The organism is Actinomyces sp. ph3, from assembly GCF_000308055.1.
Classification (GTDB): domain Bacteria; phylum Actinomycetota; class Actinomycetes; order Actinomycetales; family Actinomycetaceae; genus Pauljensenia.
In genome coordinates, this window is the sequence record NZ_CAGY01000002.1 from 145,312 (window position 1) to 160,563 (window position 15,252).

General features: G+C 57.1%; 13 protein-coding genes. 11 read left to right on the forward strand and 2 right to left on the reverse strand.

Going from position 1 to position 15,252, the window contains the following annotated elements:
• The first annotated feature begins 413 nt into the window (after positions 1–413).
• The 7 genes from nrdH (at position 414) to HGAS_RS04190 (ending at position 9,246) form a co-directional block, all read left to right on the forward strand.
• Entirely contained in the window at positions 414–674 is a 261-nt protein-coding gene (gene nrdH / locus HGAS_RS04160; RefSeq protein ID WP_009407829.1) for a glutaredoxin-like protein NrdH, read from the forward strand.
• Positions 675–765: 91 nt separating this feature from the next.
• Positions 766–1,182, forward strand: coding sequence for a class Ib ribonucleoside-diphosphate reductase assembly flavoprotein NrdI (gene nrdI, locus HGAS_RS04165; protein ID WP_019126613.1), 417 nt, complete (start codon positions 766–768; stop codon positions 1,180–1,182).
• Complete coding sequence (gene nrdE / locus HGAS_RS04170; RefSeq protein ID WP_019126614.1) at positions 1,152–3,308, forward strand: class 1b ribonucleoside-diphosphate reductase subunit alpha; 2,157 nt, start codon at positions 1,152–1,154, stop codon at positions 3,306–3,308. Before nrdI ends, nrdE begins: the two co-directional genes overlap by 31 nt.
• 274 nt (positions 3,309–3,582) lie before the next feature.
• Positions 3,583–4,083 carry a hypothetical protein gene (locus HGAS_RS08835; RefSeq protein WP_026066624.1) on the forward strand — a complete coding sequence of 167 codons (501 nt, stop codon included), beginning with the start codon at positions 3,583–3,585 and terminating at the stop codon, positions 4,081–4,083.
• Between the two features lie 4 nt (positions 4,084–4,087).
• Positions 4,088–5,881 carry an ABC-ATPase domain-containing protein gene (locus tag HGAS_RS04180; RefSeq protein ID WP_019126615.1) on the forward strand — a complete coding sequence of 598 codons (1,794 nt, stop codon included), beginning with the start codon at positions 4,088–4,090 and terminating at the stop codon, positions 5,879–5,881.
• A gap of 81 nt (positions 5,882–5,962) precedes the next feature.
• The gene (locus HGAS_RS04185; RefSeq protein WP_019126616.1) at positions 5,963–6,694 is read left to right on the forward strand and encodes an ABC transporter ATP-binding protein; all 732 of its coding nucleotides are present in this window, start codon (positions 5,963–5,965) and stop codon (positions 6,692–6,694) included.
• A 5-nt stretch (positions 6,695–6,699) separates the two neighbouring features.
• Positions 6,700–9,246: an ABC transporter permease gene (locus tag HGAS_RS04190; RefSeq protein WP_019126617.1), complete on the forward strand. Its 2,547-nt coding sequence runs from the start codon at positions 6,700–6,702 to the stop codon at positions 9,244–9,246.
• A gap of 132 nt (positions 9,247–9,378) precedes the next feature.
• On the opposite strand, the gene HGAS_RS04195 is transcribed toward HGAS_RS04190, so the two are convergent.
• Entirely contained in the window at positions 9,379–10,275 is an 897-nt protein-coding gene (locus HGAS_RS04195; RefSeq protein ID WP_019126618.1) for a patatin-like phospholipase family protein, read from the reverse strand.
• 63 nt (positions 10,276–10,338) lie between these two features.
• Positions 10,339–10,818, reverse strand: a complete 480-nt coding sequence (locus HGAS_RS04200) for a GtrA family protein (RefSeq protein ID WP_019126619.1) — start codon at positions 10,816–10,818, stop codon at positions 10,339–10,341.
• Positions 10,819–10,908: 90 nt separating this feature from the next.
• Here HGAS_RS04200 and HGAS_RS04205 point away from each other — a divergent pair, with 90 nt between their 5' ends.
• From HGAS_RS04205 to HGAS_RS04220, 4 genes are all read left to right on the forward strand, one after another.
• Complete coding sequence (locus HGAS_RS04205) at positions 10,909–13,092, forward strand: S9 family peptidase (protein ID WP_019126620.1); 2,184 nt, start codon at positions 10,909–10,911, stop codon at positions 13,090–13,092.
• 11 nt (positions 13,093–13,103) lie between these two features.
• Positions 13,104–14,081, forward strand: a complete 978-nt coding sequence (locus HGAS_RS04210; RefSeq protein ID WP_019126621.1) for a ribonuclease H family protein — start codon at positions 13,104–13,106, stop codon at positions 14,079–14,081.
• 122 nt (positions 14,082–14,203) lie between these two features.
• Positions 14,204–14,893, forward strand: a complete 690-nt coding sequence (locus HGAS_RS04215; RefSeq protein WP_019126622.1) for an AzlC family ABC transporter permease — start codon at positions 14,204–14,206, stop codon at positions 14,891–14,893.
• Positions 14,893–15,222 carry a branched-chain amino acid transporter permease gene (locus HGAS_RS04220; RefSeq protein ID WP_019126623.1) on the forward strand — a complete coding sequence of 110 codons (330 nt, stop codon included), beginning with the start codon at positions 14,893–14,895 and terminating at the stop codon, positions 15,220–15,222. Before HGAS_RS04215 ends, HGAS_RS04220 begins: the two co-directional genes overlap by 1 nt.
• Positions 15,223–15,252: the final 30 nt, after the last annotated feature.

A 15,252-nucleotide genomic window follows, 5' to 3' on the forward strand; every position in this document is an offset into this window, starting at 1 on the left:
ACCTGGGGAACACTGGAGCACATGCCCCCCATAAGAACGGGAGATGACCCATCAACTGTGCTACCGAGCTAGCACTACGTGCGACACGCCGACATGGGCACGAAATTTTTCGAATTTTTCGTGCGCTTACCCACAACCTCAACCCACTCTGTGGAGAAATCGAAGAGCTCTATCCACAGGCCCCCTCGGGCACAATTTCCTCAAATTACACCGATGTAAGCCATCCTCATCCACACCCCATCCACAGGGGACCAACCATCCATCCACATCTAGGGTTAGGAACACAGTTAGACACAACATATTGGGTCTCGTGACGAAAGCACACACAAGGTGTAGTGTTGTCGCATGTTCCGCTCCCCCGGGTAAACAGCGGAGAAAACACACATCAACACACGACATTGAAAGGTCCGGCCATGTCTATCACCGTCTACTCCAAGCCCATGTGTGTCCAGTGCGACGCGACCTACCGCGCACTCGACAAGCAGGGACTGGACTACACGAAGGTCGACCTCACCGAAGACCCCTCGGCACTCGAGTTCATTAAGGGCCTGGGCTACCAGCAAGCTCCCGTCGTCATCGCCGGCGAAGACCACTGGAGCGGCTACCGCCCCGACCTCATCAAGGCCGCAGCACAGGCCTCGGCAATGGGAACGGCACGCGTCGTTAACGCCTAAAAGCAACCCACCCGGTCCCCCAAGCAAACCGGGGGACCGGGTCACTTTTTGCTCCCTGCCCAGGGGCGGCCTCGTGAAAGGAAAAGACCACATGGTCAACGTCGTCTACTTCTCGTCGGCGACGGGCAATACCCGCCGTTTCGTGGAAAAACTCGGATTCCCAGCACAGCGAATCCCACTTCTCCCCCGCGACGGATTCCTTCACGTCGATCAACCCTACGTCCTCATCGTTCCTACCTACGGCGGAGGCAACGTCAAGGGAGCAGTCCCCAAACAAGTCATCAAGTTCCTCAACGATGAACACAACCGTGGCCTCTGCCGCGGAGTGATCTCTTCTGGGAACACCAACTTCGGCACGGCCTACTGCCTGGCCGGAGACATCATCTCCGCAAAATTACATATCCCCCACATGTACAAATTTGAGCTCCTCGGCACTGCCGAAGACGTCTCACGAGTTCGCGAAGGATTGAGCGAGTTTTGGCAGAAAACCTCACTGACACAGGAGTAGAACCAGCCCCCTCCCCCGAGCTGGATTACCACGCGCTCAACGCGCAACTGAACCTCTACGACGCCGACGGCAAGATCCAATTCGAGGCCGATCGACAGGCAGCACGTCAGTACTTCCTCCAGCACGTCAACCAGAACACCGTGTTCTTCCACGACCTGGAAGAGAAGATGGAATACCTGGTCGAACAGGGCTACTACGAGAAGCACGTCCTGGACCAATACGAATTCCAGGATATTAAGGACCTTCACAAGCAGGCCTACGCTCACAAGTTCCGATTCCCCACCTTCCTGGGCGCCTTCAAGTACTACACCTCGTACACGCTCAAGACCTTCGACGGAACCCGCTACCTAGAGCGCTTCGAAGACCGCGTCGTCATGGTCGCGCTCTACCTGGCACAGGGAAACATCGAGATGGCGCGCCACCTGGTCGACGAGATGATGACCGGACGCTTCCAGCCCGCGACCCCGACCTTCCTCAACGCCGGCAAGGCCGCGCGAGGCGAGCTCGTTTCCTGCTTCCTTCTGCGCATCGAAGACAACATGGAGTCCATCGCCCGCGGCATTAACTCCGCTCTGCAGCTGTCCAAGCGCGGCGGCGGCGTGGCCCTGCAGCTCACCAACCTTCGCGAGGCCGGCGCCCCGATCAAGAAGATTCAGAACCAGTCCAGTGGCGTGGTTCCCGTTATGAAGCTTCTCGAGGACTCCTTCTCCTACGCGAACCAGCTGGGTGCACGTCAGGGCGCGGGTGCCGTCTACCTGCACGCACACCACCCGGACATCATGCAGTTCCTGGACACCAAGCGTGAGAACGCGGACGAGAAGATCCGTATTAAGACCCTCTCCTTGGGTGTGGTCATCCCCGACATTACCTTCGAGTTGGCCCGTAAGAACGAGGACATGTACCTCTTCAGCCCCTACGACGTCGAGCGCGTCTACGGTGTGCCCTTCTCGGAAATCTCGGTCACCGAGAAGTACCACGAGATGGTTGACGATGGCCGTATCCACAAGAAGAAGATCAACGCACGTCGCTTCTTCCAGACCATCGCTGAAATCCAGTTCGAGTCCGGCTACCCCTACATCGTCTTCGAAGACACGGTCAACGCTGCGAACCCCATCAAGGGCCGCATCACCATGTCGAACCTGTGCTCGGAGATCCTCCAGGTGTCCGAGGCCTCGACCTACAACGATGACCTCTCTTACTCGCATATTGGTAAGGACATCTCCTGCAACCTTGGCTCGCTCAACATCGCGAAAACCATGGATTCCCCGGACTTCTCCAAGACCATCGAGACCGCAATCCGCGGCCTGACCGCCGTCTCCGACCTGTCGGATATCCAGTCGGTGCCTTCGATTGCCCGTGGTAACGCCATGAGCCACGCCATCGGCCTTGGCCAGATGAACCTCCACGGCTACCTCGCCCGCGAGCACGTCTACTACGGCAGCGAAGAAGCCCTGGACTTCACGAATATGTACTTCATGGCCGTTGCCTACGAGGCCATCAAGGCCTCGTGCACAATCGCCCGCGAGCGCGGCGTGAGTTTCGAAGGTTTCGAGGATTCCCAGTACGCCTCGGGCGAGTACTTCCGCAAGTACATCGACCAGGTGTGGGAGCCCCAAACTGAGCGCTGCCGCGAACTTCTTGCGGCCTCGACAATCCACCTGCCCACGCAGGAGGATTGGGCGGCTCTGGCGGCCGACGTCGCCCAGTACGGTATGTACAACCAGAACCTGCAGGCGGTCCCGCCGACCGGTTCGATCTCGTACATCAACGGCTCGACCTCGTCGATTCACCCGATCGTCTCGCGCATCGAAATCCGCAAGGAAGGCAAGATCGGTCGCGTCTACTACCCGGCGCCCTACATGACGAACGAAAACCTGGAGTACTACCAGGATGCGTACGAAATCGGCCCCGAGAAGATCATCGACACCTACGCGGTGGCGACCCAGCACGTCGATCAGGGCCTGTCGCTCACGCTGTTCTACCCCGATACGGTAACCACGCGTGACCTCAACAAGTCCTACATCTACGCGTGGAGGAAGGGCATCAAGACCCTGTACTACATGCGACTGCGCCAGATGGCACTGGAAGGCACCGAAGTTTCGGGCTGCGTGTCCTGCATGCTGTGACGTCAGGTCCGTATAGCGGGTAAAGCGGGGGTCGGGAAACCGGCCCCCGCATTGTATTTGTGCTGGTGTGTGCCTGCGGGTGCGGGATGACACACTGGGTACGCGGGCGCGGCCTCGGAAAGTCACAGGAAGGGCGCGCACCGCCTCGGAAAGTCACACGAAGTCGGGAAAAGACACAGGGCATAACCTGTGACAAACACCGACTTCATGTGGAGCAAGCTTAGAGGATGCTTGGAACGCGCCCGTACCTCAAGCCATTGCCTATGATGGAGGCATGACGCAACCTGATCCGCAAAACTCCGGACCATTCACAGCCCCCGTCCCAATGAACGCTCCGGGATACGCGGAATCCGCACAGGTACCGCAAGTGCCAGCACCGTCTCCGGCAATGCCAGCCCCAGCCTCGGCAATGCCAGCGCCAACTCCCGTTGCACCCCAGCAACCCCAAACAGCCCCCCAGCCCCAGTTCGGCGCACCTCAATTCACCTACACGCCGACCACACCGACGCTGGAGGCACGCAATGTCCCCAGCACCGGCCCACTGGTTCTTGCTCTTCTGGGCCTGTTCCTCATCGGCCTTTTCGGCTCGATTCCGGCATGGGCATGGAGTGCTTCCGCGATCAAGAACGCTCGCTCGGCGTCTCTTCCCGAAAGTTCCTATCAGAAGGCCCTCATGGCCCGTTCTCTGGGCATCGCAGGCACAATCATTCACTCTTGCCTGGTAGTTTTCCTCATCATTTACGCGATCATCACGATCTCGCACGCGATCGGCTGAACTCATGAGCACCTCGACCAATCCAGAGCGCGCACAGCGTATTTCCGGCCAGAGTTCTACCGCTGAGTTCCGCAAGCACACCGGCAGCGATGAAGAGCTCATCCGCACGCTTCACAAACTTGATGGACGTTCATATCCGGCTTACAAGTCCATCGTTGGAATGTGGGATTTCGGCAGTTTCTCGCTCTCAATCGACCGAATTCAGGCCGATCCCTACGCTCCTCCCTCGAAGGTACGTGCCATTTCCACCCCGCAGGAAATGGGGCTTCCGCAGGCCGCAATCGCCTCGCCCGATGCTCGGGCAGCGTGTGCTGATTACCTACTCCGTGCTTTCAACCTTTCCCTGCGTGAGCGGCGCCTTCATGACATTCAGGTCATGTCCCCCAGCGTCGAGATTCTTGATCGCAGTGCCTGCACCGTCAAGCCCGACCGCGTTGAATTGCGTTTCGAAGTCCGCATGCCCGCACGAGGCCGCACAATCCTTGGCCACCGCGCCGCACAGATTTTCGACCTCGACGTTCCGGACGCGGTCCAGGATACTTTTGACTACCTGAGCGATATCCCCGAAGTTGAACGCGAACGCGAGGGCTTGTTGCGTCATATCGCGGTTTACGAGGATTATCGCGCGCTCCAGCAGATCCTGATCGATCGCGGCTGGGTTTCCTTCGTCGCTAATGGTTCCGTTCTTGCTCGCCGCAGTGGAGTCTCGCAGTCCCCTATGGAGGGTGCACTTCCTTTTACTTCCCCCGCCACTCTCGAGGCCGAGGTCGAGCTTCCCCACGCGGGTGTCCTTCGCGGGATGGCAATCGAGCCGGGAGTCACGGTGATTGTCGGCGGTGGGTATCACGGTAAGTCCACACTTTTGGGCGCGATTCAGCGCGGCGTTTATGCACACATTCCGGGAGACGGCCGCGAATATGTCGCAACCCTTGAGGATGCGATGAAGGTACGCGCCGCCGACGGGCGGGCGGTCACTGGCGTTGATGTTTCATCCTTCATCACTCACCTTCCGGGGGATGCCGACACAACGCATTTCTCCACCGAGAATGCCTCAGGTTCGACATCGCAGGCTGCATCCTTAGTCGAGTCAATCCAATTGGGTTCGACGCTCCTACTGATTGACGAAGACACCAGCGCAACGAATCTCATGATCCGTGATGCCCGTATGCGCGAGTTGGTCCAAGCCGAAAAGGAGCCGATCACTCCGCTTGTTGATCGAATTTCCTCTCTACACAAAGATCTGGGTGTCTCAACGATCCTCGTCATGGGCGGATCGGGAGATTATCTCGATCAGGCGGATCGGGTCTTGATGATGGACCACTACCGCTGCCTAGACGTGAGTGATCGGGCCCGTCAAGTCATCAAAGATCTTCCTCGCGTACATCAGAACCTGACGATGGACGCTCCTTTAGCGCGATGCGCCCCTGCGCGCTTGCATTCCTCCGATCGGCCAAAGACGAAGGCAGCAGGTTTGTCCTCAATCACCATCGACAAGATCAACCTTGACTTGGGCGATGTCGAGCAGATTGTGGACCCCGGACAGACCGAGGCGATTGCGTGGATGCTTCGCGGACTGCTTTATTCCTACGCGAATGGGACAAGTACCCTGAGTGATCTTTTGGCACGCCTTGAACGCACACTGAACTCTGAAGGTTTGGATGCCGTCGTAAAGTTCGGGGCGCACGCCCTGCCAGGACGCCTTGCCCGCCCACGCCTCGTTGATGTTGCGGCGGCACTCAACCGCTTCCGGGGACTGAGCTTGAGCGAGAAAGAGCCCTCCAGCACCACCAAAGACTAAGGGAAGCACCGGGGGAAATCAGGGAAGGCCCAGGGCATCCCCCCATAGCGATTGCGCGACTCGGGCAATCATGATGGAGGTATGAATACAGAACCATCTGCGACCCCAATCGTTCGCCTCGCTAACGTTTCCAAGGTTTACGGCATGGGCGATACCCAGGTCACCGCCCTCAATGACGTCACCGTTGACTTCTACTCTGGTGAGTTCACCGCAATCATGGGCCCCTCGGGCTCGGGTAAGTCCACCATGATGCATATCCTTGCGGGACTTGATTCGCTGACCTCAGGTCGCGTGCTCATCGAAAACACAGAGATCACCGCTTTGAAAGATGCTGATCTGACGAAACTTCGCCGCGATCGCATCGGCTTCATCTTCCAGAGCTTCAACTTGATTCCCACCCTGGATGCCAAGGCAAACATCCTTCTCCCCTTGGAACTTGCAGGGCAGAAAGTCGATGAAGATTGGTTCACCTTCATTGTTTCTTCGCTGGGTCTGGAACAACGCCTCAACCACAGACCATCAGAACTTTCGGGTGGCCAGCAGCAGCGCGTGGCCGTTGCTCGTGCACTGATGAGCCGTCCCGCAGTCATCGTTGCCGATGAACCGACCGGTAACCTAGATTCTCACTCGACCTCAGAGGTTCTTGATCTATTGCGTCGAGCGGTTACCGAGCTGGGTCAGTCCGTCATTATGGTCACTCACGATGTTCACGCCGCAACCTACGCTGATCGGGTCTTGGTTGTCCGTGACGGCCAAATTGTCTCTGACCTGCGCAATGCTAGTGAAGAGCAGCTGAACGCTGCGTTGAGGTGACATCCGTGAGCGCAACAACACGGCTGTTGAAAGCCAATCTTCATTCCCACGGTCGCCGCTACTTCTCAACTGGCTTGGCGGTTGCCATCTCTACCGCCTTCATCGTCATCACGCTCTTGTTCTCAAATACGATGACCTCCTCGCTCACCGGTAGCGTCCGCAATTCCTACCGCGGGACCACATCGGTGGTCACCTACAGTCCCGCTGATGACGAGGCGCTGAACATGACGGCCGCCCAGGTCGGCAATGATTTCGATGCCCTCACCCAAAAGATCGCAAAGATCCAAGGCGTGACGGCGGTTGGAATCACAGCGCAATACCCCATTGCCGTGAAGGCAGGCGGCGATCAGACAACGCTCTTCCTTTCTCCCGCGCTCGCGGAACCCCTCAGCGCGGTGAAGATGAGTGAAGGTAAAGCCCCGGCCACGGCCTCGGAAATCGTCATCCCCCAACGCACGGCAAAAGAATCTTCCCTCAAAATTGGCGACAAAGTGACAAGCCTGTCCCGTGACGATGCGGTTTCTACGCACGAGTTCACCATCGTCGGAACCTACTCTTCGGGAAATCGAGCTTTGGCGCCGTCCTACGTGACGACAGAAGGTTTCGAGGCAAGCACGGGAATGAAGCCGGCCGGTGAAATTCACGTTGCAACCAATGCGCCGGCGGTGAATAAGTACGGCAACCCCTCGACTGATGATCAAGAGCAGTGGACGAAAAAGCTCACCACTGAACTGACTTCATTCAAGGGCGTCAAAGTGGCGAGCGTCTCCGCAACTGAGGAGGAAAGCCTGCGAGCGATTCAAGTCTCAGCGGCGATGCTCACCGCGATTGCGCTGATCTTCCCGGCTATTGCGATCTTGGTTGCCTCGGTTGTTGTCTCTTCGACATTCCGAGTACTCCTTCAACAGCGCAGGCGCGAACTGGCACTTCTGCGCGCACTGGGCGGAAGCACGAAGCAGGTGCGTTCTCTGGTTCGACGCGAGACCTATGCGGTTGGCGGGATTTCCTCGCTCGTCGGCATCGTCTTGGGACTCCTACTGGGCGGCTTGCTGAGCACACTCACAGAGGACACAAGTTTTATCGATGTGGTCTCCTCGATTTCGCCCCTCTATGTCGTGCTCGTATGGCTCTTCGGTACGCTGCTGACCGTTTTCGTTGGGCGCCGACCTGCCCGCGCGGTTTCTCAAGTTCCACCGATCGCTGCCCTTTCCCCGATTAACGAGGCCGACGCGACTTCCCAGAAGAGCCACCGTTTCGCGTTGACCCTGGGACTGCTGATGACGGTGCTGTGCGGTGGAAGTTTGTTCGCCTCACTTCGTATTCACAATGATTCGCAGAAATTCTTGGCCTCTTTCGGCCTGTCATTGCTGTGCCTGGTGGGCATTCTCATTACCTGCACCGTCATTGTCCCCGCGGCAACAAAGCTCTTTGGGAAGCTGTGGCCGGGAATGCTTGCACGAATGGCACGCGAAAACACGGTCCGCAACCCCGGTCGAACAGCCGCAACCGGTACATCGATTGTCATTGGCGTCACCTTAGTTGTCACCATGATGGTCGGCGCCTCGTCGATGCGCGACTCCTTGATTAACGAAGTCAATGAGCGTCGTCCTTTCGATATTTCGGTGTCGAACTTCAGCGACGAGGCCCTGAGTAGCGATATCCAGTCGCGCATCTCTTCGACCGATGGAGTTGCCGCTACAGTCCCTGTCTATTCCACCGTCGGCGGCGCTAATGCAGAGGATGGAACCATTGCCCCCGGCGGTAATGGTTCTGAAGAGCCCGGAGCGATGCAAATTTTAGGAGAGCCCAACTACTCAACGGTCGCGCACTCGAGCGTCGACCAGATCGACGATGCGACTGTGATGGTCAGTTTGGGTTCCCTGGATGGGAAGAACGTCAAGCTGTGTGCAGCCGAAGGGTCTTGCATGACCCTGAAGGCAAAGTACGACAAGAATTCCACAGCACCCTATGAGATCAGCCAGGCAAATCTGCTGAAAATTGCGCCAAAGGCTCCAATTACCGGAATGATCGTCAAGCTCAAGGATGGTGCTTCTGCGACAGATGTTCAGAAGAACCTGACGAAGATTGACACCGGTCTGTCTGTTGGCGGTTCAGCTATCGAACGTGAGATGTACACGCGCATCATTAACCAAATGTTGCTCATCGTCGTCGGCCTGCTGGGAGTGTCTGTCCTGGTTGCACTGGTGGGCGTTGCAAACACTCTGTCACTGTCGGTTGCCGAACGCACCCGTGAAAACGGCCTGCTTCGAGCCCTTGGTCTGACCAAGAGGCAGATGAAATCTATGCTCGCTCTTGAAGCACTGTTCATCTCGGTAACGGGAGCGCTGATTGGAACCGCGTGCGGAATCTTCTTCGGAGCGATAGGCATCCTTGCGCTTCCCCTGGAAGGCATCACGGTCTTCATCACCATCCCATGGATGCAGATCCTTGCGGTGGTCATGATCGCTATCCTTGCTGCGCTTGTTGCCTCGTGGCTACCTGGTCGCAGAGCAGCAAAGGTCAGTCCTTCGGTCGCCCTGGCTACCGAATAAGACTGGAATATTCAGGCTTTCTGCCAGATCACAAGTAAGGGTGTGGGGCTGGACGGTTTTCCGTCCAGCCCCACACCCTTGATATTGAAGGTGCTGAGTGATCTTCACCGCCGATAAGTGCTGAAGCCTGCCTCAGAGCCCCAAAAAGGCTTCCCAGCGGGGAAGATCCCGACGCGCCAGGGAGACCCCGGCATCAAAGGCATCTTCAAGGCGTTCAACATTCATCTCCATCTTGTCGATGGCCAGATCTTCGGGGGTCACAATCAACGCACGTCCCTGTTCCTCCAGCTCAAATAGCTTCCGGCGGGCAGCGTTGTAGGCGACGGTACGGCGAGCCACGGCCTCGGCAATGGAAGGAAGATGGGGGAAAGCCAGCCTGAGGGCGGAGTAAACGCCGGGCTTGATCGGGGACTTGACGAAGTCTCGCGGGCGCGTAAGGACGACGAAGAACTTACGGTAGCCATCGCGCATGGGGGCATCCAGCGGGATTCCGCCATCGGGTCCAAGAGCTCCATCAACGTAGGTATCGCCATCGATCGTGACCGTCGGCATGATGATCGGTAGGGTCGAGGATGCGCGAACGCAGCGACCGACTTCTTCGATCGTTCGCATATCCTCCTTGGTGAACCAGACTTCTTCACCTCGGGTCGCATTGAAGGCTCCGATGCGAACCTCTGCTGGGTTCGAAAGGAAGGTATCGAGGTCCAAAGGCGCATCGCCATCGGGCTGAGCGATCTCATCGTACAGATAGTCGACATTGAACATCCCACGACCGTGCACCCAGTGCTTGAGACCTCCGAATTCGGGGCTATCGGCCACTGTCGTGAAAGTGTCGTGAGCGCGCTGAGCATCTCGAGACACATAGTTAACGGTGTTCGATGAACCCGCGGAAATCCCCGAAACATGGGGGAAATCAATGCCCTCTTCGATCAGGGTTGCGGTGATTCCAGCGGTGAAGGCACCGCGCATACCGCCGCCTTCGAAAACCAGGGCCGTGTCATCAATGTGCTTGAGAGTTTTCGCGTTCACCCTTCGACTCTACGGCGCAAAGCGGGGGCACGCGAAGGGGTGGGGAGGAATTTATGGCGAAAATTACCTGTTTTTTGTTCCCGTGAATACGACGTAGTGATAGAAAACGAAGCGGAAAGCCGTTCCCAGAGCGAAGCCGACGACATAGGCGGAAATATTGTCGGCCAGAGGCGAAGTCAAACCGAGGATGTGGTGCGTGAACAGCAGACAGAACTGCGTAATTCCAATGCCGCACACGTTCGCGAAGAAAAATAGAAATGCTTCACGGCCAGCGTTTTCCTGAGTACGCCCGCGGTAGGTCCACACGCGATTCATGATCCACGAGTAGATGGTTGCAATGCTGGCTGCAAGAGCGTTCGCGGTATTGACATGGCCTGAAAGGAATCCCAGCGGTCCGTGCTGGAAAAGGTTGAACAGCCCCATGTCGATGACGAAAGCGGTTGCTCCGACTAGGCCGAATTGGATGAATTCCTTAATCCAGGCGCGCAGAGTTTCCCCGAGGCTCTGGGGGGCTTGTGTAGTGATGTGTTGATCTGTGGGCACGGTACTGATTTTAACGTTTAATTTGAGGGCGTTTGGCCAGCGTGTCCCGAACGGTCTCCAGATGCGGGTGCGCTCCCTTACAGTATCCATATGACTGAAGAAGCAGCTCCTCTTGCCCCGCAGCGTTTTGGGACGCGAGTTCGTTCCATCCATGGGGACCACTTTGATGACCCCTGGGATTGGCTGCGCGATCGTAATGATCCGCAGGTTGTGGCTCATATCCAGGCGGAAAATCGCTGGGCGGACAAGGTGTGCGAACCTACACGGGAATTGGTCGACACTCTTGTTTCAGAGTTCGATTCTTTCACAGCACCGGTTGTGTATTCGGCTCCTCAGCGGATTGGTGACTGGTGGTACTTCCAGCGCCAATTCCACGAGGATTCCTACGCGAAGCATTATCGAGTTTCTGCCCTGCACTACACCGAAACTCCGGTGCTGATAGAAGAGGAAACCTTGGAAGGTGAGCAGCTCCTTCTCGATGAAAACCTGTGTGCTCAAGGTGAAGAGTTCTTCAAAGTCGGGGAATTGGTTCCAACCGCAGATGGACGCTTGATCGCCTGGTCTCGGGATACCGAAGGGGACGAACGCTGGACGTGGATCATTCAGGATGCATCCAGCGGCGACATCGTTGATCAGGTTGTGAGTGACGCGGGCTATGGCTTTGCGTGGGCAGCGGATTCACAGTCCTTTATCTACACGCGGGTTGATGACGCGTGGCGGCAGTTCCAGCTCTGGCATCACCGTGTGGGCGCGGATGCTGATGGGGATTCCCTGTTGTTGGAAGAGCCGGACGAGGCCTTCGACCTGTGGTTTTCCGCATCGAACGACCCGTGGCACGTCGTTGTTCATTCGACCTCGACAACCAGTGGCGGTGCATGGCTGTGGGATCCTTATGCACCCAGCGCTTCTCCGCTTCCCCTTGTCGCCAAGCGTGATGACGTTCAGATCAACGTTGAACCCGCAGGCGATCATCTGCTTGTCATCCACACAGCACTTTCACGCGAAGGAAGTTTGGCGTGCATCCCCCTGCCTTCAGCGGGCGACGCTGATTCAATCGTTTCCCCCGATCGCTGGGTGACGCTCTATACCGCCCATGATGGCGAGCGTCTAACCGATGTAGAGGCCTATCGCGATTTCTTCACACTGTCCTACAGGCGTGACGCTCTCCCTCAGGCACGCTACTACCGACGCACGCGCCCTCTTGAAGTTATTGATGGAAAGCCGGTCCCGGCCTCGGATTGCAGTGACCTGTGGGCATACGGGGAAGAACTCAATAAGGAAGGGACAATCCGCAGCCTCTACCCCCTCAGTTCTGGGCGTTTTGAAGACTGCCTTGTTCGTGTGGGGTATCAGAGTGTTTTAACTTCACCCACCGTGGAAGAACTCGATCTTCAAAGTGGGAAGACTCGCATTCTCAAAGTTACTGAAGTCCCCAATTGGGATCCTTCGGATTTCATTGAAGAACGCGTGTGGGTGTGCGCCCGGGATGGACACACACAGATTCCCGTGACCTTGGTTCATCGACGTGATGCCCAGCCCGACGGAACACATGCGGGGTGGATCCACGGCTACGGATCCTATGAAATTTCCTTTGACCCCGAGTTCGATATCTTGCGTCTTCCTGCCCTTAAAAGAGGGGTCGTGCACGCAATCGCCCATATCCGCGGCGGCGGAGAAATGGGACGCGCATGGTACGAAGACGGCAAGAAACTGGTGAAAACCCACACCTTCACCGACTTCTTGGACGTTGCGAACTATCTGGTTGATTCCAGGTGGGTTCACCCGGATCGTTTGATCGCCGAGGGTCGCAGCGCGGGGGGACTTCTCATGGGTGCAGTTACGAATGCACAGCCCGATCGTTTTGCCGCGATAATCGCAGGTGTGCCTTTCGTTGACGCATTGACGACGATCTTGGATCCCTCCCTCCCCCTGACTGTTGGAGAGTGGGAAGAGTGGGGAAATCCCATTGAAGATCCTGAAGTGTACGCACTCATGCGCTCATACACCCCCTATGAAAATGTCCACCAGGGAGTGCGCTATCCGGCAATCATGGCAACGACCTCAATCAATGACACCCGAGTCTTCTACGTTGAACCCCATAAGTGGGTCCAACGTCTTCGACAAGCTACCGCTCAAGTCCCCAATCAACCACCCATCGTGATCCGAACCGAAATGGTCGCTGGACACGCGGGGGCATCTGGACGCAAGGGACGCTGGAATGCCAGGGCGCAAGAATTCGCCTTCGTGCTGCACCAGGTCGGTATTACCAAGTAGAGGAATTTTCTATGACGATTACAGCTGCAGTAGACGGTTCTTCTTTGGGCAATCCCGGACCTGCTGGATGGGCATGGGTGGTCTCAGCGGATTGTTGGGATGCGGGTGGTTGGCCCAGTGGTACCAACAACTTGGGCGAATTGAATGCTGTCCTCGAGCTGCTCAATGCCACCGCCCAAGCCGGTTTGGCCGACGAAGATCTCCACATCCTCGCAGACTCTCAGTACGCAATTAATGTGATTTCCAAGTGGTCACCCGGGTGGAAAAAGCGCGGGTGGGTTAAGGCCGATAAGAAACCCATCAAAAACCTTGAACTCATTCAAGAAATCGACCGCGCCATGCAGGGGCGCACAGTTACCTTCGAGTGGGTGAAGGGACATGCCGGACACCCACTCAACGAGCGTGCCGATGACGCAGCACGTTCCTGCGCGGAAGCCTACCGCGATGGCCGCGATATTCCTCGAGGCCCAGGGTTTGTTATCACCGACAGCACTGAACAAGACACAGCTAGGTCCAAGACCGATGTTGCTTCAACAAGCACAGAAAGCGCATCGACGGAATTCGAGCCCTCCACTCCCACAGCTGATGCCGCCTCGGCAGGCAGGGAAATTCCGGGAAACGCAACGGATATGGAAATAACGGAAGAGGCACTCGAACGCCAATTCCTTGACGCATGGCTGCGCTCAGACTCTCAAGCCCTCAAAGCACTTCAGGCCCCCGGTTGCATGCGCATCTGGCACAACGGTTCTCTCACTCAAGGTTTGGAAGGGCGCGCACCCGAGCACGCGGAGTCCTCAAATTTCCAGGTCAACCGCCTGCAGGGCACAAGCAGCCACCACAACACCGCTGAAAGCTACCCGGATGCATGGGTCATCACCTACGTTCTAACGTGGACGGGCGGAAAACTGCGCGAAAGCAGCACCTGGGTTGCAGGGGAAAACGGGCCTCGAATTCTCATGCACCAGTCCTCACCGATCTCGGCTCGCTAACTTGTTTTACCTCGGTAACTCGAGTTGCTGAAGATCTGAGACCTTCCGGGTTAGCCGATACATTCGGTTTCAATTCGTGAACACCGCATGCAGGTCCTGTTCCGACTGCCAAGAATAGAAGAATGCCATCCTCAACCCGCGCGGAAATCCTCACCGGAATCCGCATGACCGCACCCATTGCGGCGGGCTATATTCCTCTGGGGATTGCATACGGCATTTTGGTCATGCAGCTTGGTATGCCCTGGTGGATGGCACCAGCACTCTCTCTCGCTGCCTATTCGGGGTCGGCGGAGCTCCTTGTTATTACTTTGGCGGCCTCACACACCCCCATCGCCGTCATTGCTGTGACGATGCTGCTCGTCAACTTCCGGCATCTCTTCTACGCATTCTCCTTCCCTCTTCACCTGGTTGAGGGCAAGCTCGCGCGCCTATTTTCCATGTACGCCCTGGTTGATGAGGCCTACGCAATCACCGCTGCGCGCCCCGAAGGCTGGACAAAGCCTCGTCTTCTTGCCATGCAAGTCACCTATCACGCGACATGGGTAGCCTCCGGTTTGGTTGGCGTTCTTGCAGGGTCTTTCATTCCCGCACAGATCCAGGGCCTGGATTTCGCGCTCACGGCATTGTTTATCACCCTCACCGTCGACTCAATTCGTTCCCTCAAGGACATTCCCTCGGTTGTTTTGGCGGCTGGATCATTCCTCATCGCAATGCTGCTCTGGCCACAACAACGACTTTTGCTCGCACTGCTGCTATTCGTCGCTTCCCTTGTGGTGCGCCATATGCTTGCAAAAAGAGGTGAGGAGTCCTGATGTCTCACTCGCTCCCCTACCTCCTCGGAATCCTCCTGGTCGTCTTCGTCATCGACTTCACCTTGCGGGCGCTCCCCTTCAAAATCCTTGAGCCTCTGCGCGAGTCCAGCTTCGTTCGGAATATGGCCGTGTGGATGCCTCCGGGAATTCTGCTAATCCTCGTCTTGGCGACTCTCAGCGATAACGCGGGCGCTGCGGGCTCCCAGTGGTGGGCAGCCATTGTCGCAACCGCCATTACGGTTGTTGTCCACCTAGCAACAAAGCGACGCCTCCTGTGGAGCGTCGGTCTTGGGACACTCAGCTACATCCTCATGCTGAACTGGCTCTAGAGAAACTCGCTAAACGGGCTACTGTTGTCC